This is a genomic window from Bradyrhizobium sp. CB2312, assembly GCF_029714425.1.
GTDB lineage: Bacteria > Pseudomonadota > Alphaproteobacteria > Rhizobiales > Xanthobacteraceae > Bradyrhizobium.
On sequence record NZ_CP121668.1, the window covers coordinates 5,088,894 to 5,111,391 of the forward strand.

A 22,498-nucleotide genomic window follows, 5' to 3' on the forward strand; every position below is an offset into this window, starting at 1 on the left:
TCGGCATCATCATTCGCGAGCTATGGCCGCGCTGGCGTAAGCCGAAGGACTGAGTTCTCCACACCCACGACAGGCAGTGGCTCGCGATTGCTCTGCGCCGCTAGGAATCGATAATTTGACTCTCGCCTGCGCCGCGCTTCGATGGCGGCATGCCTCGCCCTGTACGACGCCATACGCCTACGCACCCTGATGGCCGGCCGCTCAAGATCACGTTCGGCGAGATGCGCGAGATGGGCTTGCGGGGCGTGCTGGTCTACTGCCATTGCGGCCACCACGTTGCGCTGAGCGCTGATCAGTGGCCGGATGACGTTCGGTTGTCTGATCTCGAGCCGCGGTCTGTCTGCCAAGGCTGCGGGTATCGCGGCGCCGACGTTCGGCCGGACTTTGAGCGCGGGAACCCGAGGCTTGCAATCATGGGCCTACGAAACACCCGCTAGGAACGGCTGCCCTGATCGACTCGCAAAAACGCCCCGGCGATCTTATTTGCGGGTGCATGCGTATGGCGTACGAGCTCTGATCGGAGGCTATCATGCCTATGGAGTTCTATCAGGGACAGCCGCTCGATCCCGATCAACTTGAAGCACTTCGGTTGCAGATCGAAAGCTTCGACACCATTGAGGTCATCGACCCGGAGATCCGCGCGATCGTTGCACGCAATTGGCCCCACCTGCTCGCGAAACTTCCCCCGGATGAACCGTGATGGCGAGCGAAGGAAAGCCGGAGGGCCAGCGCGAACCGGCAAACCCATATGCCGGTTGCCATAGGATTCACGTTTGTTAAAGCGGGAACGAAGAGCGCCGGGAAAAGTCGGCACACCGGGGCTGGCGCATAGTTCACGTAGATCGTTTCACCCGGGTCTTTCTTGGAATGACAGAGGCCGCAGCGTTGCGTTCGCTGCGGCCTTCCTCTTCAGCAATGATACGCGGGGAAGGTCGGTGCTGGCGCCGCCTTAAGCCCGCTGATCGCCGCGCCGGCTATGGCGAGGCGAATGCTCAGCTTGAAGCAGAGCCTCGCGAGCAAAAGCCTGATCAGGCGCACGGGCACATTTCCGGTGTCTGCTGCTTCGCCTCATCAGGGTCGTCGTCCTCGCTGTCGGCGTCATCCCGCTCGATGTCGTCAGTCCTGCCTTTCCAGGCATGGGATTGATCCAGGGAGTGAACTGCACCAAGGGATGGCTCGTGCTCGTCGCCGCTATACTCGTCGTCCTCGGGCGGCTCGCATTCATCTGCGCCAGGCGGCTGACCATAGGCCACGCCGCACGAGGGCTCCAGGTCCGGATCGGCGTCGAGCTGGTCTAACAAATCGATCAGATCCTTAATCAGCTCCCGGGCGCAGCCAGCCATTCCGCGGTCAAGGGGCATACCCATGAACGCCTCAAGGCGAAAGGCCACCCGCTCTGTTGAATTAGCGAGTCGTATGATGGCCTGGTGCCAGGCGGGGTGTACGGCGGCCGCGAGCGCGGCGAACTCACCAGCGGATTCCGCTGGGGCGTCTAGGGCACGTTTGGTTTGCATGGTGGTTCTCTGGATCAAGACCGGCTTTCTAGGGCCGGGTGCCAGTGGGCAGCACTGGCGCCGGGAAGCTAGAAACGCCGCCAGAGACGACGCGCGACGGCTTTCCCCTTTCGGGTCTTGTATAGCCGCCGCCTTCCCGGCATAGTGGTGCCGTTCACGCTGGCGGCAAACCAGCGCGTTCACGTCTCGATGGCGACAGTTGATCCCGGCAAGGATCGCCCTGCCATCGCCCTGGTGCCTACCCAGCCCCGGCGAGGGCTTTCGGCGGGAGTTTCTAGGCTCCGCTCTCAGTGCACCACTGATTTGGTTAAAAATCCACCCCCTCTTGGGGCGCCTCGGCGCGCCTAATCCCAAAGGCCCCGGGTGACATTGTCGCCTATGGTGCCGGAGCCGTCCTCAAAGCGAGCCTCATCCAGCGATACCAATCGGCCGCTGCCAAATTTCGCGAACTTCCCAGGGTGCTGCCGGTTGTAGTCCTTCAAGAACCACCTGATGTGCTGCTTCAACTGGGCACGATCTAAGCGCCCCTCGATCAGTCCGACGAATATCGATTGGACAACGTCGTTCTTCCCGGGAAAGCCGTCCGGTATCATCGCAGGGATCGCATGAGCATCTGCTGGATCCCAAACGTATTGGAACGTCCCTGCTGCGACGATCGATGTCGGATTGCGCAGGCAAATCCTGGCTTCGAGCACGTCGAGCACAAGCCGATTGTATTCGGGGTTGGCTCGCCGATACCGGTAGAAAACTGAAGGGTGAATCAGTATCAATTTCCGATCGTAATACTTGCCGCCTGTCGGTCGTCCGTGGATGATCTGATTGATGGTAGCTCCGTTGCGCAGAGCAGCTGTAGCTCGTTCGATCTGCCCCGGCTTGAGCACACCCGCGTTGGCATTTCGATGCCTATCGCACCCGCGGCAGCCTCGGCACACATAACCGTACCTGCGGTAAGTGTACCTGAGAGCTAGCGAGTGACCGTGCTTGCAACGAAGCTTGTACAACTTGGGCGATTTCAGTGCGTCCGCGGCTTTCGCATTGGCCTTCACAAGCCGCATTGCATCGGCTCCCCACTCCGGGTAGGCAACGCAATGCGCCTTAAACTTCGTAAGCGATACGATCATCTTGCCCGCCTTGCCGCCGCCGGTGATGCGCCGAAGCGTGAGACCATCCTGCAGCGCCTTCATGCATTCCAGCACCTGCGCCGGCGTCATCAACGTGGGATAAGGACAACTCCTCCTTGTCGCCAGTTGAGCGGTGTTGATTTCATCGAGACAGGTGCCGAGCTTTTGACAGTCGGCTTGATGAGGACAGACCGCGCAGTTGGTCGATGCCGGGACAGACATGCTCGCCTCCACAAAGCGCAGAATTGCGCTGCGGAAGGGCGCTCCTGAGTCGGGGCCTGATATTGGCGAATCGGCCCGCTGTTTTGCCTTAGTAGGCGAGCCGATGGAGAGGGCCGTCGAATCGAATTCGTGCTCGCTAGATATTGCTCGCCGGGCCTCGAAGCCTATTTGTTCCCTTTCGAAGGAGCAGGGATAGGGCGCTTCATATACTTTTCGATTTGTCCGTAAATTCCACTGGAAACGGCGTCCGGCAGGTGTTGTATATCAAAGCCGTCTCCGAGTTTGCTCACCCACTTTCCAGAGCCGATCTGGCGCGCAGCGTGCGTTGGGACGCCGTTCAGAGCGTAGAAAGCAACTTTCTCAAAGCCCTTTTCGAAGGTCCCGTCTACGCATTCAACGTAACCTAGGGTCTGGAATGCTGCGACAAAAGACGCGATCGAGTTGATCTTCGGCGCGCCCGGAGGCCAGTAATAATCGGGATGAAAGATCGGCCACCATCGACGGTGAGTTTCACCTGCCGCATAGGCGATGCAGTTGTACCGGGGGTCGATATCACTGGTCACATCATTGTTGCCCTTCCAAAGAGAAGGCAACTGCGGATGCTTTTTAATGTGCTTAGGCCTCCGCACTGGTCAGATCAGGCCGCGAGCCTTTCCCCAAGCGACCCAGGCCTGAGCCATCTGCACAACGTCGCCGGCCATGGAATCCGAGACAGGATTTTCGCCTGTAATTGCACGCAAAGCATAAAACCAGTCGTTGGGAGTTTCGGCTAGGCTGCGAAGGATATGCGGGACGGCGGGCCAGCCCAAGCCGATGATGCGAGCGTAGCTCTCATGTAAATACCGATCTACCGGTGACGAGTAGTACATCGTTTCCGATAGCCATTTCTTCTTGTGCTTCTTGAATTCAGATGCAACCAGCTGCCCCTTTGTAGAACGAAAAGCTGCATCTTGCGCGTCGCGCAAAATCAAGCGAGGTCGAGTAGGCGCAACGCCTTGCGAGACCAATCCAGCAACGCGAGGATTGAAGTGGCTGGGCAGAGTACCACTTGTGCTCATTGGAGGTTTCGCTTCCGATTTTTAGTAGAGTTAACAGGACCCGCATTTACGGTGGGCGCCTCGGGGATCTCGGGCAGTGGACCAACAAGCTGCTGATAAAGCAATAGCTTTTCATCAAGCCAATTTCTCAAAACTATCGCCTGAGCAACATCCATGGAAATTCCGACTTCCATCTCTCTTAGGACGTTCGCGCCGCGGCCAACCCGACGGCTCACGTCTTCGGGCTGGAGCTGCCCGTTTTCAACATCGTGAAGGATCTGCTGGGGGTACGGTACTCTTTCGCTGTACACGCCAAGATGGATTGTTCCATTCGGGTTAAGCCCTCCAAAAACACCATCTCCCCGTACAACCCTATAGAAGTTTGATTTTATAAAATCAATTTTTACTTGTGACGGGACAGCGGGCTTTTTGGTCGATTTTGCCATGCTAGACTCCAGCTAAGCGGCCCCCATAGCACGCCAGAATCGTGCTGACGAGGGCATCATCGCACATCGTTTTGCCTATACCTAGCCGCTCATCCAGGCGCCGGACTCGTGACCGCCACCCCAGAAGAACCCGCGCCGACGCCGCGGCTTGTCACGCCGATAGATTTGCTCAGCAAAGCGCAGCATCATGATCGCGTACCGCGTGGCTGAGAGCAGGTCGTCGCCCAGCTTCACGACCTTCCCATCCTTCCGGTGATAGAGCCGGAATTCCTCGAACCAATCGAGGAGGGTGCTGAACACCTTCAGCTTGCCCGTTTCCATCCGGGTCAGCATGTCCATCAGGCCGGCCTCGACGCTGACAGAGCCGTCGTCAAATTGCGCGTGGGCGTGCAGCATATTCAGCTGCTGGTCGCGGTACTGCTGCGCCAGCGCCACGCCGGCACCCTCCAGCGTCTCCCGGCGGCCGTCACGAGGCCATGCCCAGGGCAGGGGTCCCCAAGACCGGATAGCGCCTGCATGGACCACAGGCGTGGCCTCCCGCAGTCGGTGGGCCTTGATCACATAGACCACGTCCTGGTCAGCGTCCCAGGCAAGCTCCACCGCGGCAAACGGGTGGTCCCAGCCGAAGTCCATTCCGCCGATGCGGTGCCAATGCGTGGGGATCTCGAACGGCGCTACGGTGATCGATTCCTCAGCCACCGGGAAGATCCGGCCGGACCCGAGGATCGGGATGCCCTTGGTGCGTGCGTCGCGCTCGTGGGCCATGTAGCTCGCAACGATCTTTTGCCGTTGCTCAGGCGTGAAGTGCTCAGCCTCTTCAATCGTCATGTTCGTGTCGTGGCGATCGGGCGACTTCTCGAGCAGGAAGCGCCGCACCACTTCCGACATGCCAAGCAGCGGTGTGAAGGTGAGCCACACCGGGCCGCCTGTGACGTTGGTTCGGGTCAGGCCCTCCGAATAGATGTCCTCCGGCGGTTCCTCATCGAACCACGACCAGTGCAGTGTTTCGCCCTGCCACTTCTCGCGGCCTTGGACATACGACTTCAAGCCAATGGAGCTTTGGCCGGCCTGGACGTCACCACCCCCACCCCAGCGAACGATGATGGTACCGATCAGGTCGGGGACGCCGGCGCCCGGGACCGTCTCAACGATTGCATCTTTCGGGATCGACCCCGTCCCATGCTGCCCGACGCGACCAAGCAAAATGCGCTGCGGATTGTCTCGCAGCGTCTCACCGGTCGGGCTGCCGACCCAAGCATAGGTGGGCTCGTTGAAGACCTTGCCCTTCCAATCGTCGGGATAGCGGCCGGTCGCATGCATGGCGGCCTCAAAGCCGCCGGCGATCGTCTTGCCAACCTGGTTGGCCGCGCGAAACAGCCGCTCGCGATATACTAGCCCAGCCTCATGAAATGAGCGCTGCTTGGGGTAGGGCCGGTAATACTTCAGCCGGTTTTCACTGAAGCGTCGCTTTTGCTCCGCCGCTAGCGTCGCTTCGATCTTCTCCAGCGTCGCTTTTGAGACGGCGGATGTCGGCGAGGTGTTCGGCGATTTCTTCGTCACTCATGCTCTCCAGGCGGCCGTCTTCAATAATGAACTCCTTCGGCAGCACAGCCGCGATGATCTTCAGATAGTCTTTCGGACTTTCCTTGAAGACGATGTCGATCGCTGCTTTGCCCATCTCGGTAAAGTGTTCCTGGAGCGCGACCACAAAATCCGCGTGAAGTCGATTGCGCGCACCCTTGCGCCGACCGCCATTACCCTTGTTGCCGGGCAAAAACTTTCCGGTCTTTTCGTCCTGCTCAGCCATCAGAACTACCGCCGTGGTTCGAGTTATTGGTCATATACGAGCCACCCTCTAGCACCGTGTCGTGCTCGACATATCCGTTAGGATGATGTGCAGGAACTTCGCCGCGATCGAGATCCGCGACCATGTCGAGATCAGTGACGCCGTCCCGGTCGGTCGCCTTTTCCCAATTCGAGCGGTCGTCTCGCTTTAACGAAAACGGCTCAACCTTGCTGCCGTCCGGTTTCGTTCCGCCGCCGTATTTCTCATTGAGAAACCGCGCCAAATCGTTGTCATGATCAGCGCCGCCCTCATACTTATCGCCGAACGCTTCAACGGCCGCTCCTTCGTGATCTTCGTCTGCGATCAGTTCATCCAACCGCTCGCTACGCCCCACGTGCTCGCGAGAGAGCTGCGCATACTTCTTGCTGTCGATCGTGTTGGTCAGCCACGCCAACTCCAAGGCATCGGCCTTGACTTTTCGCTCAACAGCGTTCCGGCCATCGAGCACGTCGCCGGCGTCGCGGTCATCATCATAGCCGCGCGCCAAGGCCTCCAGATCCTTAAGTGAGCCATCGGCCTGCATCTCGGAAAACACTTCCATCGGCATTTCCTCAAGCATTTGATGCCAGAGATGCGCCTCGTATTCCCTGTATTCCTTGTGCGTCAGCTTGCCTGCCTGGACCATGCCCGCCGCGTGCGCAATCGCGATGTTGGCGCCCCGCAGATTGTCCTCCCATTCAGGATGGCGCTTCGCGAAGGCGGTGCGTTTAAGAAGTTCTCGGCTGGCCATTGAGATGCCCCCTATAGTTTGATGTAGGTTGTGGCGAGGATGGTCGGCGAGATTGCCTCAAATGCAGCGCCGCCGCCCGCTTGGAGTGTGGCATTCGGAACGCCATCTCCGCTGGTGATCGAGATACCAGTTGTGGCCGAGTTGATGGTCGCCGCGGTATTTGCGCCGGCAGAGAAGCCGCCGCCACCGGTTGTAGTAGAGCCAGAAATGGCGTTGCTGGTGTGCGTATGCCCAGGATCGATCAGAAAGACGCTGTGACGATGCTGCGGCATCTGATTTGTTGTAAGCGTCCGCATCGCAGCGCCAGCAGTGGAGCCAAGGGTCGTCGATGTACCAGGTGTGTTGAACGTTACGCCACTCAATATCGAGGAGGTCGAATTGCCCATGTCGGCAAGACCCGCCAACATGCGGCCTCGGCAATCAGGTAACTGAAGTGTTTTATTTGCTAGCCAATCAGCGTTTGCAGAGGCCCCACGGCCGCCTGAGACAGTTAGATTGGCGTCAGCGCTCCAGAGGTATTCGAACAGCGCTTGAACATCAGCATTCGCCCGCTCCGTTGCACCGGATGATGCAGACCCAATCGTGCGGGCGTTGCAGCGGACCCAGCCAGTACGGTTGCCGGTGCCGTAGAACTGCATGAAGGCGCCGGTCTGGAAGATCGTGGTAGGATCGACCGTGCCGCCACCACCGCCACCGCCCGAGGGACCGACGATCAGCAGATTGTCCTGGACGAGCTTCTGGACGCCGTTCTTGTCGGTGAGCCGAATCTTGATGTTGCCATCCGCACAGAACAACTGCGGCACCCGGCCAGCAGCATCGAGCGTGACCGGATTGGGCCAAGCAAGTGAAAGCCCCGTGTCCTGGTAGCAATTCTGCGGGGTCGACGTGGTGCCGGCCTGGATCAGATAGAGCTTTCCGCCGCTGAGCGGCTTCGCAAGCTCATCCAATTGCTGCGTCATGCTGATGCCGGGGATGGTGCCGGCGGCAAACGCACCCGTCGAAGCGATTAGGAGAGCGCCGAGCGCGCTGATCAGGCGGCCCCTCATCATGCAGCCCCCGCAGTCGAGGCGCGCGGGGAGGGGATCACGCCTTCCCTACGCAGCCGCTCCACGACGGTGTCACGGAGGTAGTTCGAACGCGTGGTGAAGCTCGCGGCAGCCGAGCGGTCGATGACCTCAAGCAGCTCAGGCGAGCACTTGAAGACCGCTCGCTCGGTGAAGTGGTCGGACGTTTGTTCGGACATTTTGGGGCGCACCCGTGAGTGATTTGATGCGACCAGCTTACGCCTTATGAGAATCCGAACGAAGGAAAATATCTAGCCAGCCCAAGGACTTAACCGCACCAAACAATACAAGACGGCACAAGGCGGCATGTGCGAGCAAAATAAATGTGGACGATCTGCTAAGTCTCTCCGCCGGCATCAACACCGGCATGGTTTTCCCTTCCGAGCGGATGTCGAGGGATCTCGACGCCCTGACCTTGCAAAAAGGCAAGCCCATAGACCTGCTCGTCAGCCCACCACGGATACGAATAGGGCTTACCGGATCGGCCGCGGCTGTAACCCCACCGCCAGCTTAGGTTCTGACGCCAGCCCCAACCGTCATCCTGCATGGGATCACATCTCGCTCGTCTCGGGCCGGATCATGCATACCGTCATGGCCATCGGTGGGTCTCCGAGCCGCTTCAGACACTCCTCCCGGGAAAAATCGAACCGCATGCCGTCCTGCCACCCCTGATCAGGCTGTTTGCCGTACTTCAGCCGATACTCGATGCCTTTGACCACCGGGGGAAAAACGTCGCCCTTGGGCTGCTCTTGAGCCTGCACAGCGCCAGCAGCGAGCAGCAGGCAACTCGCTACCGCGGCCCTCATGGCAACACCTGGAAGCCGGCGCTTGCGATCACAGCCGCACTGAAACCAGCCGGGTAGGGATCTGCCGCGTCGTCCATCCGCCGGACCGCCTGCCACTCGACACCGACACCGCGGCCCAGATTCGGGAGATTGCCGGCGTCGAGGCGATAGGTGACTGCCGTTCTGTTGCCGTCAGTGAAAACGTACCTGAGAGCCATTTCTGCTCCTCCTCGCTGCTGAACCGAATTGCCAAACCGGTGCTTGTCGCTCGCTAAGCTATTGAGCTGACTCAAAATCTCTGCCGTCAGTGCTTGTCGTTGCTACCGCATTGCTACCAAAGGCCCTGAAAACGACGCCTCCAGGCCGATCTCGGCGGACGCGCTGAGCCATTCGAGCGGCGGCTCGCACGATCGCTGTTCGATGCCGCTTGAGCGGCTTTCCTTCCAATCGAGGATAGCACCAGGCTGCCAATTGCGCCGTCGTCAGCTCGGCATCTGGCAAAGCCAGAAATGCGCGCCAGACACGTCTCTGGATTTGACCCGCACCGTGCAAGGACACAACCGGCACAATCGCGCCGCTTCCGCCGGCGCCTGATGGGGTCCTATTTACGGTCTTTGCCATGCCTAGTCTGAATGTTCGGATTGTTCGGACGTGTTCGGTTCGTGTTCGTGTTCGGATGTTCGTTCGGTTCGGGGGTTCTATAGAACCCCGAAACCCGAACATTACGAACATGCGTTCCATCGATCCATGTATTCCCTGGCGAGACCCTTGGCTTTCAGCCCTGCTCTGGCGTCTGTGAGGTCAGCGCGGCGGCGCTCTCCGATGCCTGCTTCTCTGGCCTTGGCGTTCCAATCCTCTGTCATCAGTCCTGCCTCGCCTGCTTCCTGGAGCAGGAGGAGCATGGTGCGCTGGTTGGGGGTGAGCTTGGGCTGACGGCCTTGGCTGGCCTGGACCTCGTCCGTGGGCTCGATGATGTTGACTGTGATGGCGTCGCCGTCCTCGTCCAAGCCGAACTCATGCACTTTCGACTTGAAGGAAAACAGCGGGCCTTCCGGAGCGTCGTTGGCCTTGGTGATGCTTGCGGTCTTGATTTCATCGCCATTGATCGTCACCAGCATGTCGACGTCGCCCACAATGGCGCTGCTGCCTCTGGGACCTCGGTCCGCTTCTTTGCCGGTATGGCCGATCAGAGCAACGTGAGGCCCGCCCGTGACGTTCTTGATGCGCTGGAGGTTTGCGAAGATTGCGCCCTGGTCCTTCGCCTGGTTTTCGTCTCCGCCGCCGGCCGCAATGAGCTTGGCCCATGTATCGAAGATGATCACGCCGGCGTCTGAGGCGTTATCGTAGTCGGGCCCATAAAACTCCGCCTCAACGTCCGCGATGGTGTCTAGAACCTTCCGGACCGAGTCCGGCCGGACCAGATCAAGAACCGCGGGAACGACAGCGATCGGCAGCCTCTCGAGGCCCTTGGTTTTTGCGATCGCAAGCAAGCGCCGCCGGACAAGGTCCGCTCGCTCCAGGGCGAAGTAAATCACCCCGGTTTGATGCTTGTTACGGTGGCCGAACCAATCGGAGCCGCTGGCGATGGCGACAGCGGCATCCGCAAGTAGGGCAGACTTCAGGCTTCCAGGCGGACCAACCCAGGCCGACGTCTCATCATAGGCGAATATGCCCTTGATGATGTGCGACTTGGCGGCCTCTGTTGGGCAGCGGATGTTGCCAAACAACTCAAACCCGAACCCCTTCGGGCGTACCTGCGCAATGTCGGGGGTTCTCATTCGCACCTCATCAGCTCGGGATAGACGAGGTCGAGCGCCCCCATTTCCTCGAGGCGCGCGTCGACCTCGCGAGAGGAGAGGGTGCCTTTCTGCAAGCTGACACCGAGTATTTTTGCCTCGCTCTCCAACCATCGGGCGCGCGTGCACATGAAGCGCAGGCCGGCGAGCTGAAGTTGCTTGCGGATGTTCGGATCCGAGACCATGAGGATGTGCCTATCCATGGCCACCCGCCTTGGCCGCGATCTCTGCTGCCAATTTGAGGGGGATCACTACCAACGGCTCCTTACGGTCCGCCCTCACGATCAGAAGATCGCGGGCCTCGAGCCACTTATAGAGCTCGCGGAAGCCATCGGCTCGGCATTTCACTTCCGCCACGCGATCGATGCCGATAACAGGAACGGTGACGTCGCCGAGATAGGAGCCGCCGGCGGAGCCACTGAGCGGCACGCGTTCAGCGGCAAAGCCGCGGTCCTGTAGGAATTTGACGATCGCGCGCTCAGCACGATTGCCTTTATCCCGAGATTTCCGGCCGCCCTTCATCAGAGCACCTCCGGCGGACTGATGCGATCAAGCGCGGCGCCGATCGGGGACGAAGCGATCCCAAACCGGTCTCTCTTGACGCTGTGAGCGAGTTGCCGAAGCGACACCCCGTACTGCAAAGCCAGGCTCGCGATGATCGCCGCATCGGACATCAACACGTCGAGCATTGAATTCGACCGATCGGCATTCAGGAATATCTCGCCGACTTCGCCTGTGGGCCTATAGCCAACTGTCAAAGTAACGCGGATGCCGTCCCGCTCGAATTCCTGCGTTTCATTTTGCCGGCGGTTAGGAAGCTGCTCGCGGCTCATGCCACCCCCTTGGGATTAGAGGGCACCAGAGACGCCACGAACCCGGCGGTCTTACAGGACTCAATGGTGCGCGCGGCTTCGCGGAATTGCTGGGCAAGCTCTTCCTGCTCTCCACGGGCATAGTGCGTGACGGCATGATCTCGGATGCAATCGATTTGCTGCTTTAGGGCTTTGACGTGCATTACCGCGCCTCCCCAAAAGCGAGCTCGGCAACCGTGACAGCAGTGCTCGCGGGGAGGGAGAAGATCTCCGCGAGGTATTGAACCCGGACGGCTTCAAGGCGTATATGTTCGGAAGTGTTCGCCAGAACAGTATTCCGAAGGTCGGTCCCCGCCACAGGGCCGGCCTTCTTCGTTTTCTGCGTCATTAGGCGGCGACCTCCAGTCCGAGCTGCTTTCGCAAAGCAGCGGTTGGTACCTTCAGAAGCCGACCCACCTTGATGGTGGGAATGTCGCCGCGCTTGGCCGCGTCATAGCTGCCGTTTCTGCTCAGTCCGTAACAGATCCTACCAACGTCCGGCACGTCGGCCGTCGGCGAGGAAAGCAGCTCCTGTAGTTCCTTGTTCATCGGGGTGGCCTCTGCTAGATTTAATGCACTTGCAAATCAGTGCCGTAAATCAAAATAGGCCAGGGTGCCCCCTTGTCAACCTTAAATGCACGTGATATCCAGTGCATAAAGGTACGGGAAAGGACGGCTCAGGATGACAGCCAAAAAATCTAAGCCAAGGGGAAGGCCGGCTCTGGCTCCTGCGGAGAAAAAGCGCCGCAACTTCACTTTCCGCGGCACCGACGAACTGCATGATCACATCTCAAAAGCGGCGGCGGAAAGCGGCCGGTCAATCAGTGAGGAGATTGAGTGGCGACTGGGGCAGTCCTTTTTCATGAAGGATGCTGTCCGGTGGGCAGTGGAGGCAACCGTGGCGAAGACATTTGCGTACGTCGATGAGCAGCGCGCAAAAGAGCGGGCTCAAGGGAATTCCGAAAGGCCCTTCCTCGATATCGTGCAGGGCATCATGGGGGACGAGCAATGAAGGGCTGTATCCGCGAACGTTCACCCGGCCATTGGGCCATCATCCTGGACCAGCGCGATCCCGCAACCGGCAAGCGCAAGCGCAAATGGCACAGCTTCAAGGGCACCAAGCGGGCGGCGCAGCTCGAGTGTGCCAGGCTCATCAACGAAATGGCTGATGGCGGCTATGTCGAGCCGTCCAAGCTCACGCTTACGCAGTTCCTTGATCGTTGGCTGAAGCACATCAAGCCGAACGTTTCTCCCCGTACTCACGAACGCTATGAGCAGATTGCGACCAAGAATATTGCACCGCTGCTTGGTGCCAAGATCCTTTCCAAGCTTCAGCCGATCGAGATCAGCGAGGCCTATGGCAAGGCTCTGGAGAATGGCCGGCGGGACGGGAAGGGCGGCTTGTCACCGCGGACCGTGCACCACATGCACCGCGTATTGTTCTCTGCCCTCGGGCAGGCCGAGCGCTGGCGCCTAATCGGCCGTAACCCTGCCGCGCTGCTCGAAAAGCGCGACCGGCCCAAGATTGAGCGTAAGCCAGTCCGCACCATCGACGCCCACGCGACTGCTGCGGCCTTCGATGCCGCACGCGAACGTCGGCTTTTCATTCCTTTGATCTTGGCGACGCTCTGCGGTCTCCGTCGTGGCGAGATCACAGCGCTGCGCTGGCGATCGGTGGACCTGGATAACGGTCAGTTGGCCGTCGTAGCCAGCACGGAACAGACGGACGCCGGGACGGTTCGCGAGAAGGAAGCCAAGAGCGGCCGTGCGCGCACTATCGCAATGCCTGCCATGGCGATTGAGGAGCTGCGTCGTTGGCGCGTCGCCCAGGCTGAGGAACTGCTTCGTCTTGGTGTACGCGGCGACGATGACCGGCATGTTGTGACCCAGACGGACGGTTCGCCGCTTCAGCCTCGCAGCCTGACACACGCAGTTTCCGAGTTCCTGAAGGAATGGCGCGTGACGCTGCACGGTCTGCGCCACAGCCACGCCAGCCACATGCTGGCTTCGAACATCCATCCCAAGATTGTGCAGGAACGGCTGGGCCATTCCTCAATCGCGATCACGATGGACATCTACAGCCACCTGATGCCGAATATGCAGGGGGAGGCCGCCGCGGCAGTTGATCAGTCTTTACGTGCTGCTCTGGCTAATCGTTCTAATGACGATTAATCGCGAAGCTGCCAGCACCGGCTGCCTTACCGATCCTGTCGGCGGGCTGCGATCTCAACGCGCAGGGAAGCGCTTTCCAGCAGGTTGCGGTGCAGTTCGTTTACGACGCCGCCGTGCTTGGCCCGGAGCTCCAGTCGCTCTTCACGGGCTTTGCAGCTTTCTTCCATTGCGAGTTTGGCTCGGGCAAGCAGCGCGTCAGTCATGACTGTATAAGACGACAGGATCAACGGAGTTGCATTCACACAGGTTGAGGCGTTGACCTGAATGCCGGTCTCGCAATAAACAAGCGCACCGACGACGTTGGGTAGCAAAGCGGTAGCAGAGGACACGAAATGTTCTCTGCGAACTGACGAAAAACTCAGCAATTTCAAGTCTTGGAAGGGTGGCCGAGTGGTTTAAGGCACCGGTCTTGAAAACCGGCGTGCCCGCAAGGGTACCGTGGGTTCGAATCCCACCCCTTCCGCCAGTCAAGGCTAAAAACCCAATATTTTCAATATTTGTCGGTTTTAACTCACCAAACGCGACTAACCAGTCGATGAAAAGTTGTGACTGTTCTCCCCGCCCAGTGGGCGCGAATTTAAGGCGAGAACGGGCCAATCGCGGGCAGCCCGTTGCTCTCCCCATCTACGCATTCCCTTCGCAGGATAGGCTGGCAGCATATTGCCGCTTTCTTCGAGCGGTCGGTGTAAAGTTCGAAGAAAGCGGCGCCGGACAGGCCGGGGCTTTTCGCCGACAATAACGCGCGGCTTTTTAGAGTTACCTTGGCTCCCGCCACGTTGCCGGTTCGCAGGGAGGTTGTTTGTACGGACCTCCGGCATACTGGCCCTCGTCTGGAGCCCGGACGCAGTGAACGACGCGGGAGGGATCGATGACTGCGCCGTTACTGTCGCGCCAACCTCGGTTTAAACCTGCACCCAGGGTTGCCGGTTCGCAGGGAGGTTGATTGTACGGACCTCCGGCATACTGGCCAACGTCTGGAGCCCGGATGCAGTGAACGACGCGGGATTCGTGGATGACTACGCCGTTTTTGTCTACCCAATCTGCCATGGCCGGAGTAGCGAGCATGGTTGCGGCGATCAATCCTACCGAAACATATTTGCTCATTTGCGCATCTCCATGGTTGTCAACTGATTGAAATGCAATTTATTTCTAGCGACGACGCGCTTCATCAAGTGTTGATCTACATCAAGCTCGTTTCCAAACACGGCGGCGGATGACCGCTCTGGGTCTTGGTTGTGTGCAAACGGATAGGTCGGACGCGGCGTGGTCGCCAATCATTGCAGGCGGCCGGTGCTGGCGCATCGGATCGTCCAATGACCGGCCAAAGTGGGTATCGCGACGGGGTATTGCGGTTTTGGACGCGCTTTCCGGCCTTCAGGCGGCGCGGATGGCTGCAATCAGGCGCGGTTTGCCGACGATGTTCATCACCCGTGTGAGGTTATAGGCGAGAACATGCAGCGCCATCTCAGCGGCGACATTCCGTAGGCGCTTCATCAGGAAGTGGGTCGCACCCATACGGGCTTTGATCGTGCCGAAGGGATGCTCGACTGTCTCACGTCGCGTCCGCATGGCGTCAGGATTGGAATCGAGCCGTCGCTGGACCTCCTCGACCACATGCTCATGCTCCCAGCGCGTGATCCGGCGCTCCTTGGACGGCGTACATTGGCTCTTGATCGCGCAGCCTTGGCATGCCGCCGTCGACCAGTAACGGCGCAGCGTCATTCCATGCTCGATGTTGGTGAAGTGATAGGGCAGCAGCTGGCCCGATGGGCAGCGGTAGACATCCTCATCAGGCAGGTAGGCGAAGTCCTGTTTGCCGAACCGGCCCTCCGCCTTGGCGTTCGACGTCATGGGCTTGGGCAAGGTGACTGCAACGCCAGCCTCTTCGCAGGCCAATATCTCCTCTCCGTCGAAGTAGCCACGATCGGCGACCGCATCGAGTTTGTCCACTGCGAGCACTTCTTTGGCCTGCTTCGACATCCGAGCAAGCTGCCCACGGTCGTTGCCGACGTTTATGACCTCGTGCGTCACAATCAGATGGTGTTCGGTGTCCACCGCGACCTGGACGTTGTAGCCGACGACACCCGATCCGCGTCCGCTGGTGGCCATCGAACGGGCATCCGGATCGGTCAGCGATATCTGTTGATCCGGCGTGTTGCGCATCTGCGCATCAAGCACTTCCAGGCGGCTCATCTCCTGCTTCAGCCGAGCGATCTTTTCCTTGATCCTCGTCGTCTTGATGCTGATCGCTTCCGATGGCTCCTGCCGATCGGCGCTATCGAGTTGACGCAGATATCGACCGACGCTTTCCTCGATCTGCGCCATCCGCCTTGCCATCTTGGCATGCGTGAAGTTGCGGTCGCGGTTGTTCACCGCCTTGAACTTGCTGCCGTCGATTGCGACGCTTGCGGTCTGCAACAGGCCCATTTGCCGGCATAGTGCAACGAACTTCGCGCAAACCTTCCGGATCGCCGCGCCGTTATCCTTCCGGAAATCGGCGATCGTCTTGTGATCGGGAGCCAGGCGCCCAATCAGCCACATTACCTCGACATTGCGGCACGTCTCACGTTCCAGGCGGCGACTGGATTGCAGCCGATTGAGATAACCGTAGATGTAAAGCTTCAGAAGGACTGCCGGATGATAGGAGGGCCGGCCCGTCTCCTTGGCGATCACACGCTCAAACCCCATTCCATGCAGGTCGAGCGCCTCGACGAACACATCGATCACGTGGACCGCGTTGTCCTCGCCTACCCAATCCTCCAGACATTCCGGCAAGAGCGTCAGCTGGGATCTGTCCGCGCCTTCAACGAAGCGTCCCATCCGTATCCCCCATCAGGAAACGGAAGAATCCTAGCCGACTCGTGACTTTTCACACAGCCAGGGTCATAAGCCGCCGATGATCGACCGAACTGGCAGCTTCCGCTTGATAACCGAAAGGTCGAGAGTAGCTAGGTTCACGTAGGCGGTCTTCAGCGCATCGACTGCGCTGGCGTATGCTGCACCGGCGGCGACTCGCTGGGTCATCAGTTGTGACAGTATGCTCATTTGGCGGCTCTCCTATGCGGCTGCACAACATCGACGGTTCGAGCCGGACCGTCAAAAATAGCCGATCGAGATCAGAAGGCGCTACAAAGCGTCACGAGCGGTCATGAATGGTCATCGGACGGATGTCGCGTCACGATTTCCACAGCCATATAAACCGCGATGGTTAGACAGTTTGTTGAGTGCGCGAAGTCCATGAGCGATGACAATGCTCCGGGAGGAGGGCACGTCCGTCGTCCTAGACTTTCGATTGATCTGCTGTCGCCACGCTGCACGGAGTTCTGCGAATTCGGCCGGGTGCGCCTCTCGGACCTTTTTGGTCGGCACCATGAAGCGGACCTTTTCGTCCGCGCGCCATCTTTCGATTACGTGAATATGTCGGGAAGCGGCAATCCGTCGCCGAAATCCATTTGCTGCGCATCGCCAGCATTGTGATTGTCGACGCTGTATAGTAGCGAACCGCCATCCACGGCGTTGGGATTTAGCTTCGATCGAGAATGCACGCACGCTCCGATATGGCCCAATCGATATCGATTGGTTCGGGCCAACGCTAATGGTTCGGTTTGAAGCAAGACTTCCCACGACACCACTCACATGGTCCGATTTCGACCGGACGATAAGAATGTCGCCGGGCTGCAACCCCGTTGTGTCCGACCGGCCGCTTCTCGCGGCATTGACTATCGACACATGAAATCCCCCGGCGATGCGTTGCGAAGCAGGCAGAATCACCTAGTTCGGTAGCGGAGGTCAAATAACCGCGCGCTTCACCTCACCGCATCTGTCTGCGCGTCAACGCTCGGCTGTTGGGTCTTGCCGCCAGGCCAAGGCTACAGTTCTCTGACTCCATCGCAACAGCCGAACTGGTTCGTTACGAACAGCGGCATGTCGGCTTCGGGCGCGATGCTGTCCTTCAATTCACCAGCGCGACCGCAACCCTCGATGGGGCCTGGCGTCAAGCCTTGCGGCCTTCCGCGCGGTCGCAAGGATCCACAGCCAATGAGCTGACAGCGCTCCCTGAGGGAGTGGATGAATATGACGAAACTGAGCCGCTTGCGGCGCCGCGCTCCACCTGTTTAAGTTGCAAGGGCTTGGAGTAGGCGATTATGAAATGGCATTTATCCACTTCAGCGCTCATCGTTTTGGTGCTGATCTTCACCAGCAATTGCGCAGCCGCATTCAACTATAAGTACGTTGGCGACCGTAGCGCCGGGTACGACAAGAAGATCAACGGCGGCAAAGGCTGCTTCATGGGTGATTGCAGTAAACGGCAAGAGCGGCTCAATGCTCAGCGGCCTGCTATTAGCTGCTCTTCTCGTGCCGATTCTTGCCGCAGGAAGAACAGCCTCAATCCAAACATGGCTTCACGATGTGAGCCTGCCCGCCTAGCTTGCCTCAAAACCGGTACTTTCGTCACGCTATCCGGTGAACAAAGAACCGTTGATCTGAGGGAATGAGCGAGGCGACTTAACAGGAGCTTGCCGGTCGTTTTCGGATGCAATCCGGCAACTGATCGAGATCGGATTGAAAGCGCCGCGGGAGAAGGGCAGGGACTAAAGCGAGCGATTTTCATCGGCCGCGAGTTTTGCCACGCCGCCGAGAGCTGCTGATGCTTGCAGTGCTGCTACAGGTCGGGACACCCATCGATTGGTTCATCGTCGAGCTGTGGGTGCAAATGCCGAAAGACTGAGTGTCTTCCCCACCCACGACCGGCAGTAGCTCGCGCGCGTTCAAGAGGATTGTGTTCGAAGACATGTTCCTCTCCTGGTCCGTGGTTCACGCCAGCGGAGCCGAGCCTCCCAGGAATGCCTCCAGGGCAACCAAGGTTAGTGGCGTCATCTCCGCGCGAAATTTGTCTAGTTCTGTTGGATGGATGGCGACTAGCTTGCCTTCGCTCACGACCAGATCTGAGCTCGGAATATTGCGGGCCACAAAGACTTCACCACAGAGACGCTTTGCGATTTTCTCGGGATCGGCGCCGTTCAAACTGACGAAGAACTGGAAGTCGGCAGCAGATCCCTTGTAGCCAATCTCCTCGGCTACTTCCCTTACAATGCATTCGAGAGGACTTTCGGCCGGCTCCCGACGTCCGCCGAACAGGGCGATCTTGCCGGGATGCACGATTCCCGGAACCTCGTCCCTAAGCTGAAGCAACAAACAGCCTGCCGTGTCGATGAGAATTGCGGCCGCGAAATCTCGAATTTCCTGCTTCAAAAGTAACGGTCCTTATCATACTGACCACCCGTAAATTCCTCAGGTGGAGGCCCGCCAGCGTGAACCGGCGGGCACGATTTGCTCAGCTTGTCTTGCGAGGGGGCTCATTGGCTGTCGGGAGTTCTCTTTGAGCCGTTAGTCTTGCTGGCCTAGTAGGGATACCATTGACCGCGATAGCCGGCGAAGGCGTGGCGCGGGTTTATACCGCAATAGGCGTTCGTACCTGATGCGGTTGCCATGCACTGCTCGTAGGTTGCGAATTGGCAATTGCCCGGGTAGCCCCATATCCGCCCCTGCAAGCAGTAGAGATCACCTGGGCCGCTCTGGGAAATGTAGCCTTGGCGATATTGCCGTGCGGTCGTAGGCGAGATCGAACCCGCCGACACCAGAATTAAGCCAGCTGATACAATCGCGAGAAGCAGGCGATTCATGCTCATGTTCACCTCCTGATTTCGTTCTCGCCAATCGAATTTGAGTGGCGCCTTCGGATAATGTCTACAGTGTCGCAGCTCACTCCCCGTTGGAGAATGTCTCCGGTTCTCGGTTCAACCGGTGCCGAGAAAGCGGGCGCACGCGCATGTCTTCCCGGATGACCAATATGAGCTAGCGGTCGCGCCTTGCTTCGCAAGAGCACTCCGGCTCTGAAGAGACCTGCTCGCCGGCGGTCGCGAGGCAGCGGTCAGGCGAGAGACGGGAAGGCAAGTGCGCAACGTGAGGCAGTGCCGGCAATGCCGTGACGGATTTTCCGAAGTTGGCAGAATGCCACTGTTTTGCCCGACGTGTCAAACGGCTTTCCGCGGCGCATCAAAAAAGGGCTTGTACCAGCACGACTTGGCTACTGTGCATGGGGTTGTTTTCGATATTTGTTGAGCGTCCTGCCGACAAGGCTGATGGCTTCGAGTCCAAGTCGGTTTGCTCCCGCTAAGGTCCTGAATAGGCGGACGTTTCGGTTGAGCTAGGGCCCCGGAGGGGGTGAGGGTGCGGAACTCTTTCCTCACCTCCACGTTATCTCGGCATGACTGAAGACCTGTCCTATCGACGCAAACCCCTGACCCCTGAACAGCGCCAGGCGCGCGATGCGGCGCGCCGGATCGAGGCCGAAAAGGCCATGCGCGATCACGAAGAGGCGCAGAAGGCGTTTTACGCCAACAAGGAACGGCTCAAGGCCGAGCGCCTCGCGCGGGAGGCCGCAGCCGCGAAGGCTTGAGTGCCTCCGGCGTCGCGCCGAACAGCTCTCGAAGAGATATTGCGACCGCTGCCGGCGCTGGCGCCGGCCAGAGACCCGCGCCACGCTCAAGGCAAGCTCGAGCGCCTGCACCGTCCCTGCAAAGAGCAGTGAGGCGAAGCGCGCCTCGATGGTTCGGCCGCGATGCGGCAATCGTTGGCGACTTCGAGCAGCCCGCTGCGCGAGGTCCACGGTGGAGAGGACCGCCTGCTAGGGGCTACCCGTTCAAGCCGTCGAAACTCTCGCAAGGTCGCTGTTCAAGCGTCAGCGCTCTCCCCGCCACACAGGGAGAGGCTTGACGGCGTTTGGCTTCCGCCGGAAGCTTCAGATGATCCCAAACTGACGTGACCCCACGGAGACGATTGCTCCCAGCCAGTTTCGATCCTCTTGAAGCGAAAACGAGATGGAGCTGACCATGACCACGTTCGACAAGCGCGAGCAGGGCTTCGAAGCCAAATTCGCTCACGACGAGGAGCTCATGTTCAAGGCCGCGGCGCGGTCAAACAAGCTGCTCGGGCTGTGGGCCGCGGGCCAGCTCGGGCTCAGCGGCGATGCGGCTTCGAATTATGCGACGGCGCTGGTGACGGACAGTCTGGCGAGCCAGACGATCGACGAGGTCGTGACCAAGGTCTCGGGCGATCTCGCCGCCAGAGGCGTGACGCGCGAGCAGGTCGCGGCCAAGCTGCAGGAGTGCCTGCACCAGGCGCTCGCGCAGCTCGAAGCGGACAAGCAATAGGGCCGGCCTTGGTGCCTCGGTCTTGGCACCTGGTCTTGGCGCCTCACTCGGCATGCCTGCGCATGCCGGAATCGCTGAGCTTGTCGACATAGGCAATGCCGAGCGCCGAGACGATGAAGGTGATGTGGATCAGCACCTGCCACATCACGCCGGTCTCGGTGAAGCCGGCGCGGCTCGAGCCGAGATTGCCGGCCTCGATGAAGGTGCGCAGCAGTGCGATCGAGGAGATGCCGATGATGGCCATGGCGAGCTTGATCTTCAGGACGCTCGCATTGACGTGGCCGAGCCATTCCGGCTCGTCGGGATGGCCCTGGAGGTCGAGCCGCGAGACGAAGGTCTCGTAGCCGCCGACGATCACCATCACCAGCAGGTTCGAGATCATGACGACGTCGATGAGCGCGAGCACGCTCATCATGATCTGCTGTTCGGTGAGGTCGAGCGCGTGCCAGGACAGATGCCAGAGCTCCTTCAGGAACAGCGCGATATAGACGCACTGCGCCACGATCAGTCCGAGATAGAGCGGCAGTTGCAGCCAGCGCGAGCCGAAGATGATCATCGGCAGGATGCCGAGACGCGGCGCGGGCAGGCGGGGCAGGGAATGTGGGCCAGTGTTGGGCTCAGGCTCAACCGACATTCAGGCGGCATCCTCGCGAGCGAAATGATCTTGCATTCTGTACCCCGGCAAGATGGCGGGTGGAAGACGCGGGCCGCGCTCGGCCTTTCGCGGGTGGTGCCGTCTCGTGTTACTCTGCTGGCGGCCGCGGCACGGCGGCCTGGATGGGGAGGCGGGTGTGTCCTGGAGTGGGTTGGGCAAAGCGGTGGGCGGGGTTGCGCTCGCTGTCGCGATCTTCGTTGGCGCCGGCAGCACGGACGCTGCGGCGACGCCGCTGACGCCGTTTCGCTACGAGGCGCAGGCGCAGCGCCATTGCCCGCACGACCAGGTGGTCTGGCTCGATTTCCGGAAGGGCGTCTACTACGGCAAGGGCCAGAAGCGTTACGGCCAGGGTTTCGATGGCAGCTTCGTCTGCCGGAGCGAGGCCCGCGATAGCTTCTATCGCCGCTCGCTGCTCGGCCTGCGCTGAGCGGCCGGTGATTCGGAGGTTCGGCTGACGCCGGTTATTTCTGGTTCGGCAGCTTCACCGGCACGTGCGGGGAGGAGCTGACGGTCCGGGGGCTGCCGTCGGGGTAAGTGCGGTCGCCGCGGATCAGGGATTCCAGAACAAGAAAGAATTTCTCTGCGAGCATTTGCGTCACCCTCGTTGGTGATGGCCTCTTGAAATTACGTCGAGGCGCCGAACGCGAAAATTCAATCAACTAAACGGGAACAGGCCAATGGCGGGCAGGAACGCATGCTGCGTCGCAGTGTAGCCCTGGTCGGAAAAAGCGAAACTGCCGATCGTGCTCAGCCGAAGGCGAGGGCCACGAGGCTCGAGCAGAGAAGGACCAAGCCACCGGCAGTCAGCGCCAGGAAGCTATCCGATACGAAGTCATGGTTGCGCATGGGACACCTGCCACTCTCGTTTTTGATGCTCGGTCGGATTGATTAAAAATGTCCGAACGTGCTGCCTTGAAAGAGGTGATGCTTGCCAACCGTACGAGTGCCTCAGGCCCTCGTGCGGTAACCTTCAAACGCATGGGCCAGGAAGATCCCCGCGCTTACCAGACCCATCAGTGCCGAAACCGTCTCGATCATCGTTAAA

The 22,498-nt window shown here is 59.7% G+C and carries 33 protein-coding genes and 1 tRNA gene; 9 read left to right on the forward strand and 25 right to left on the reverse strand.

The window, feature by feature from the left end:
• Window positions 1-149: 149 nt before the first annotated feature.
• Together QA642_RS24950 and QA642_RS24955 are read left to right on the forward strand one after the other, a co-directional pair.
• Window positions 150-437 (forward strand): hypothetical protein, encoded by a 288-nt coding sequence (locus QA642_RS24950; RefSeq protein WP_283079208.1) that lies wholly within the window; start codon window positions 150-152, stop codon window positions 435-437.
• A 92-nt stretch (window positions 438-529) separates the two neighbouring features.
• Window positions 530-700, forward strand: a complete 171-nt coding sequence (locus QA642_RS24955; RefSeq protein ID WP_283079209.1) for a hypothetical protein — start codon at window positions 530-532, stop codon at window positions 698-700.
• 328 nt (window positions 701-1,028) lie between these two features.
• Here the strand turns inward: QA642_RS24955 and QA642_RS24960 are convergent, their stop codons facing one another.
• From QA642_RS24960 to QA642_RS25045, 18 genes are all read right to left on the reverse strand, one after another.
• Window positions 1,029-1,514: a hypothetical protein gene (locus QA642_RS24960; RefSeq protein ID WP_283079210.1), complete on the reverse strand. Its 486-nt coding sequence runs from the start codon at window positions 1,512-1,514 to the stop codon at window positions 1,029-1,031.
• Between the two features lie 344 nt (window positions 1,515-1,858).
• Window positions 1,859-2,857 (reverse strand): hypothetical protein, encoded by a 999-nt coding sequence (locus QA642_RS24965; RefSeq protein WP_283079211.1) that lies wholly within the window; start codon window positions 2,855-2,857, stop codon window positions 1,859-1,861.
• A 164-nt stretch (window positions 2,858-3,021) separates the two neighbouring features.
• The gene (locus QA642_RS24970) at window positions 3,022-3,420 is read right to left on the reverse strand and encodes a hypothetical protein (protein ID WP_283079212.1); all 399 of its coding nucleotides are present in this window, start codon (window positions 3,418-3,420) and stop codon (window positions 3,022-3,024) included.
• Window positions 3,421-3,489: 69 nt separating this feature from the next.
• Complete coding sequence (locus tag QA642_RS24975) at window positions 3,490-3,915, reverse strand: hypothetical protein (protein WP_283079213.1); 426 nt, start codon at window positions 3,913-3,915, stop codon at window positions 3,490-3,492.
• Entirely contained in the window at window positions 3,912-4,340 is a 429-nt protein-coding gene (locus QA642_RS24980; protein WP_283079214.1) for a hypothetical protein, read from the reverse strand. Before QA642_RS24980 ends, QA642_RS24975 begins: the two co-directional genes overlap by 4 nt.
• Before the next feature lie 81 nt (window positions 4,341-4,421).
• Window positions 4,422-5,900 (reverse strand): terminase family protein, encoded by a 1,479-nt coding sequence (locus QA642_RS24985; RefSeq protein ID WP_283079215.1) that lies wholly within the window; start codon window positions 5,898-5,900, stop codon window positions 4,422-4,424.
• Window positions 5,794-6,147 (reverse strand): hypothetical protein, encoded by a 354-nt coding sequence (locus QA642_RS24990; protein ID WP_283079216.1) that lies wholly within the window; start codon window positions 6,145-6,147, stop codon window positions 5,794-5,796. The genes QA642_RS24985 and QA642_RS24990 overlap by 107 nt, the downstream gene beginning before the upstream one ends.
• A complete protein-coding gene (locus tag QA642_RS24995; RefSeq protein ID WP_283079217.1) occupies window positions 6,140-6,916 on the reverse strand; it encodes a hypothetical protein in 777 nt (258 codons plus the stop codon). The genes QA642_RS24990 and QA642_RS24995 overlap by 8 nt, the downstream gene beginning before the upstream one ends.
• Window positions 6,917-6,927: 11 nt before the next feature.
• Window positions 6,928-7,965 carry a hypothetical protein gene (locus QA642_RS25000; protein ID WP_283079218.1) on the reverse strand — a complete coding sequence of 346 codons (1,038 nt, stop codon included), beginning with the start codon at window positions 7,963-7,965 and terminating at the stop codon, window positions 6,928-6,930.
• The gene (locus QA642_RS25005; RefSeq protein WP_283079219.1) at window positions 7,962-8,159 is read right to left on the reverse strand and encodes a hypothetical protein; all 198 of its coding nucleotides are present in this window, start codon (window positions 8,157-8,159) and stop codon (window positions 7,962-7,964) included. The genes QA642_RS25000 and QA642_RS25005 overlap by 4 nt, the downstream gene beginning before the upstream one ends.
• Window positions 8,160-8,531: 372 nt before the next feature.
• A complete protein-coding gene (locus QA642_RS25010) occupies window positions 8,532-8,786 on the reverse strand; it encodes a hypothetical protein (protein WP_283079220.1) in 255 nt (84 codons plus the stop codon).
• Window positions 8,783-8,983: a hypothetical protein gene (locus QA642_RS25015; protein WP_283079221.1), complete on the reverse strand. Its 201-nt coding sequence runs from the start codon at window positions 8,981-8,983 to the stop codon at window positions 8,783-8,785. Before QA642_RS25015 ends, QA642_RS25010 begins: the two co-directional genes overlap by 4 nt.
• Window positions 8,984-9,487: 504 nt before the next feature.
• On the reverse strand, window positions 9,488-10,543 hold the full coding sequence (locus QA642_RS25020) for an AAA family ATPase (protein ID WP_283079222.1): 1,056 nt from the start codon (window positions 10,541-10,543) through the stop codon (window positions 9,488-9,490).
• Window positions 10,540-10,764: a hypothetical protein gene (locus QA642_RS25025; protein ID WP_283079223.1), complete on the reverse strand. Its 225-nt coding sequence runs from the start codon at window positions 10,762-10,764 to the stop codon at window positions 10,540-10,542. The genes QA642_RS25020 and QA642_RS25025 overlap by 4 nt, the downstream gene beginning before the upstream one ends.
• Window positions 10,757-11,083, reverse strand: coding sequence for a hypothetical protein (locus tag QA642_RS25030; protein ID WP_283079224.1), 327 nt, complete (start codon window positions 11,081-11,083; stop codon window positions 10,757-10,759). Before QA642_RS25030 ends, QA642_RS25025 begins: the two co-directional genes overlap by 8 nt.
• Entirely contained in the window at window positions 11,083-11,394 is a 312-nt protein-coding gene (locus QA642_RS25035) for a hypothetical protein (protein ID WP_283079225.1), read from the reverse strand. The genes QA642_RS25030 and QA642_RS25035 overlap by 1 nt, the downstream gene beginning before the upstream one ends.
• Complete coding sequence (locus QA642_RS25040) at window positions 11,391-11,576, reverse strand: hypothetical protein (RefSeq protein ID WP_283079226.1); 186 nt, start codon at window positions 11,574-11,576, stop codon at window positions 11,391-11,393. The genes QA642_RS25035 and QA642_RS25040 overlap by 4 nt, the downstream gene beginning before the upstream one ends.
• 184 nt (window positions 11,577-11,760) lie before the next feature.
• On the reverse strand, window positions 11,761-11,961 hold the full coding sequence (locus QA642_RS25045) for a DNA-binding protein (RefSeq protein ID WP_283079227.1): 201 nt from the start codon (window positions 11,959-11,961) through the stop codon (window positions 11,761-11,763).
• 133 nt (window positions 11,962-12,094) lie between these two features.
• On the opposite strand from QA642_RS25045, the gene QA642_RS25050 reads away from it, so the two are divergent.
• Both QA642_RS25050 and QA642_RS25055 read left to right on the forward strand, forming a co-directional pair.
• The gene (locus QA642_RS25050; protein ID WP_283079228.1) at window positions 12,095-12,424 is read left to right on the forward strand and encodes a hypothetical protein; all 330 of its coding nucleotides are present in this window, start codon (window positions 12,095-12,097) and stop codon (window positions 12,422-12,424) included.
• The gene (locus QA642_RS25055; RefSeq protein WP_283079229.1) at window positions 12,421-13,584 is read left to right on the forward strand and encodes a site-specific integrase; all 1,164 of its coding nucleotides are present in this window, start codon (window positions 12,421-12,423) and stop codon (window positions 13,582-13,584) included. The genes QA642_RS25050 and QA642_RS25055 overlap by 4 nt, the downstream gene beginning before the upstream one ends.
• Window positions 13,585-13,610: 26 nt before the next feature.
• Here the strand turns inward: QA642_RS25055 and QA642_RS25060 are convergent, their stop codons facing one another.
• On the reverse strand, window positions 13,611-13,913 hold the full coding sequence (locus QA642_RS25060) for a hypothetical protein (protein ID WP_283079230.1): 303 nt from the start codon (window positions 13,911-13,913) through the stop codon (window positions 13,611-13,613).
• 47 nt (window positions 13,914-13,960) lie between these two features.
• Here QA642_RS25060 and QA642_RS25065 point away from each other — a divergent pair.
• Window positions 13,961-14,050, forward strand: a tRNA-Ser gene (locus QA642_RS25065).
• 908 nt (window positions 14,051-14,958) lie between these two features.
• Here the strand turns inward: QA642_RS25065 and QA642_RS25070 are convergent.
• Both QA642_RS25070 and QA642_RS25075 read right to left on the reverse strand, forming a co-directional pair.
• A complete protein-coding gene (locus QA642_RS25070; protein ID WP_283079231.1) occupies window positions 14,959-16,404 on the reverse strand; it encodes an IS1182 family transposase in 1,446 nt (481 codons plus the stop codon).
• 63 nt (window positions 16,405-16,467) lie between these two features.
• A complete protein-coding gene (locus tag QA642_RS25075; protein ID WP_283079232.1) occupies window positions 16,468-16,629 on the reverse strand; it encodes a hypothetical protein in 162 nt (53 codons plus the stop codon).
• Between the two features lie 1,100 nt (window positions 16,630-17,729).
• On the opposite strand from QA642_RS25075, the gene QA642_RS25080 reads away from it, so the two are divergent.
• Entirely contained in the window at window positions 17,730-18,080 is a 351-nt protein-coding gene (locus QA642_RS25080; RefSeq protein WP_283079233.1) for a hypothetical protein, read from the forward strand.
• Window positions 18,081-18,399: 319 nt separating this feature from the next.
• Here QA642_RS25080 and QA642_RS25085 read toward each other — a convergent pair whose 3' ends face one another.
• Complete coding sequence (locus tag QA642_RS25085) at window positions 18,400-18,837, reverse strand: NUDIX domain-containing protein (RefSeq protein ID WP_283079234.1); 438 nt, start codon at window positions 18,835-18,837, stop codon at window positions 18,400-18,402.
• A gap of 149 nt (window positions 18,838-18,986) precedes the next feature.
• Window positions 18,987-19,268, reverse strand: coding sequence for a DUF3551 domain-containing protein (locus QA642_RS25090; protein ID WP_283086971.1), 282 nt, complete (start codon window positions 19,266-19,268; stop codon window positions 18,987-18,989).
• A gap of 584 nt (window positions 19,269-19,852) precedes the next feature.
• On the opposite strand from QA642_RS25090, the gene QA642_RS25095 reads away from it, so the two are divergent.
• Window positions 19,853-20,044 carry a hypothetical protein gene (locus QA642_RS25095; protein WP_027558095.1) on the forward strand — a complete coding sequence of 64 codons (192 nt, stop codon included), beginning with the start codon at window positions 19,853-19,855 and terminating at the stop codon, window positions 20,042-20,044.
• Window positions 20,045-20,477: 433 nt separating this feature from the next.
• A complete protein-coding gene (locus tag QA642_RS25100; RefSeq protein WP_283079235.1) occupies window positions 20,478-20,798 on the forward strand; it encodes a DUF1476 domain-containing protein in 321 nt (106 codons plus the stop codon).
• A gap of 43 nt (window positions 20,799-20,841) precedes the next feature.
• Here the strand turns inward: QA642_RS25100 and QA642_RS25105 are convergent, their stop codons facing one another.
• On the reverse strand, window positions 20,842-21,432 hold the full coding sequence (locus tag QA642_RS25105; protein ID WP_283079236.1) for a TIGR00645 family protein: 591 nt from the start codon (window positions 21,430-21,432) through the stop codon (window positions 20,842-20,844).
• 157 nt (window positions 21,433-21,589) lie between these two features.
• Here QA642_RS25105 and QA642_RS25110 point away from each other — a divergent pair, with 157 nt between their 5' ends.
• A complete protein-coding gene (locus QA642_RS25110; protein WP_283079237.1) occupies window positions 21,590-21,880 on the forward strand; it encodes a hypothetical protein in 291 nt (96 codons plus the stop codon).
• Window positions 21,881-21,914: 34 nt separating this feature from the next.
• On the opposite strand, the gene QA642_RS25115 is transcribed toward QA642_RS25110, so the two are convergent.
• The gene (locus QA642_RS25115) at window positions 21,915-22,043 is read right to left on the reverse strand and encodes a hypothetical protein (RefSeq protein WP_283079238.1); all 129 of its coding nucleotides are present in this window, start codon (window positions 22,041-22,043) and stop codon (window positions 21,915-21,917) included.
• Window positions 22,044-22,498: the final 455 nt, after the last annotated feature.

Excerpts from the sequence above, each read along its gene's own strand:
- QA642_RS25035 (WP_283079225.1), bottom strand. The coding sequence starts at position 11,394 with ATGAGCCGCGAGCAGCTTCCTAACCGCCGGCAAAATGAAACGCAGGAA.
- QA642_RS25040 (WP_283079226.1), bottom strand. The coding sequence starts at position 11,576 with ATGCACGTCAAAGCCCTAAAGCAGCAAATCGATTGCATCCGAGATCAT.
- QA642_RS24995 (WP_283079217.1), bottom strand. The coding sequence starts at position 6,916 with ATGGCCAGCCGAGAACTTCTTAAACGCACCGCCTTCGCGAAGCGCCAT.
- QA642_RS24965 (WP_283079211.1), bottom strand. The coding sequence starts at position 2,857 with ATGTCTGTCCCGGCATCGACCAACTGCGCGGTCTGTCCTCATCAAGCC.
- QA642_RS25080 (WP_283079233.1), top strand. The coding sequence starts at position 17,730 with ATGAAATGGCATTTATCCACTTCAGCGCTCATCGTTTTGGTGCTGATC.
- QA642_RS25000 (WP_283079218.1), bottom strand. The coding sequence starts at position 7,965 with ATGATGAGGGGCCGCCTGATCAGCGCGCTCGGCGCTCTCCTAATCGCT.
- QA642_RS25095 (WP_027558095.1), top strand. The coding sequence starts at position 19,853 with ATGACTGAAGACCTGTCCTATCGACGCAAACCCCTGACCCCTGAACAG.
- QA642_RS24950 (WP_283079208.1), top strand. The coding sequence starts at position 150 with ATGCCTCGCCCTGTACGACGCCATACGCCTACGCACCCTGATGGCCGG.
- QA642_RS25030 (WP_283079224.1), bottom strand. The coding sequence starts at position 11,083 with ATGAAGGGCGGCCGGAAATCTCGGGATAAAGGCAATCGTGCTGAGCGC.
- QA642_RS24955 (WP_283079209.1), top strand. The coding sequence starts at position 530 with ATGCCTATGGAGTTCTATCAGGGACAGCCGCTCGATCCCGATCAACTT.
- QA642_RS24990 (WP_283079216.1), bottom strand. The coding sequence starts at position 6,147 with ATGGCTGAGCAGGACGAAAAGACCGGAAAGTTTTTGCCCGGCAACAAG.
- QA642_RS25050 (WP_283079228.1), top strand. The coding sequence starts at position 12,095 with ATGACAGCCAAAAAATCTAAGCCAAGGGGAAGGCCGGCTCTGGCTCCT.
- QA642_RS25070 (WP_283079231.1), bottom strand. The coding sequence starts at position 16,404 with ATGGGACGCTTCGTTGAAGGCGCGGACAGATCCCAGCTGACGCTCTTG.
- QA642_RS25020 (WP_283079222.1), bottom strand. The coding sequence starts at position 10,543 with ATGAGAACCCCCGACATTGCGCAGGTACGCCCGAAGGGGTTCGGGTTT.
- QA642_RS25025 (WP_283079223.1), bottom strand. The coding sequence starts at position 10,764 with ATGGATAGGCACATCCTCATGGTCTCGGATCCGAACATCCGCAAGCAA.
- QA642_RS25055 (WP_283079229.1), top strand. The coding sequence starts at position 12,421 with ATGAAGGGCTGTATCCGCGAACGTTCACCCGGCCATTGGGCCATCATC.
- QA642_RS25115 (WP_283079238.1), bottom strand. The coding sequence starts at position 22,043 with ATGCTCGCAGAGAAATTCTTTCTTGTTCTGGAATCCCTGATCCGCGGC.
- QA642_RS25005 (WP_283079219.1), bottom strand. The coding sequence starts at position 8,159 with ATGTCCGAACAAACGTCCGACCACTTCACCGAGCGAGCGGTCTTCAAG.
- QA642_RS24975 (WP_283079213.1), bottom strand. The coding sequence starts at position 3,915 with ATGAGCACAAGTGGTACTCTGCCCAGCCACTTCAATCCTCGCGTTGCT.
- QA642_RS24980 (WP_283079214.1), bottom strand. The coding sequence starts at position 4,340 with ATGGCAAAATCGACCAAAAAGCCCGCTGTCCCGTCACAAGTAAAAATT.
- QA642_RS25010 (WP_283079220.1), bottom strand. The coding sequence starts at position 8,786 with ATGAGGGCCGCGGTAGCGAGTTGCCTGCTGCTCGCTGCTGGCGCTGTG.
- QA642_RS25045 (WP_283079227.1), bottom strand. The coding sequence starts at position 11,961 with ATGAACAAGGAACTACAGGAGCTGCTTTCCTCGCCGACGGCCGACGTG.
- QA642_RS25100 (WP_283079235.1), top strand. The coding sequence starts at position 20,478 with ATGACCACGTTCGACAAGCGCGAGCAGGGCTTCGAAGCCAAATTCGCT.
- QA642_RS25090 (WP_283086971.1), bottom strand. The coding sequence starts at position 19,268 with ATGAATCGCCTGCTTCTCGCGATTGTATCAGCTGGCTTAATTCTGGTG.
- QA642_RS24960 (WP_283079210.1), bottom strand. The coding sequence starts at position 1,514 with ATGCAAACCAAACGTGCCCTAGACGCCCCAGCGGAATCCGCTGGTGAG.
- QA642_RS25015 (WP_283079221.1), bottom strand. The coding sequence starts at position 8,983 with ATGGCTCTCAGGTACGTTTTCACTGACGGCAACAGAACGGCAGTCACC.
- QA642_RS25105 (WP_283079236.1), bottom strand. The coding sequence starts at position 21,432 with ATGTCGGTTGAGCCTGAGCCCAACACTGGCCCACATTCCCTGCCCCGC.
- QA642_RS25075 (WP_283079232.1), bottom strand. The coding sequence starts at position 16,629 with ATGAGCATACTGTCACAACTGATGACCCAGCGAGTCGCCGCCGGTGCA.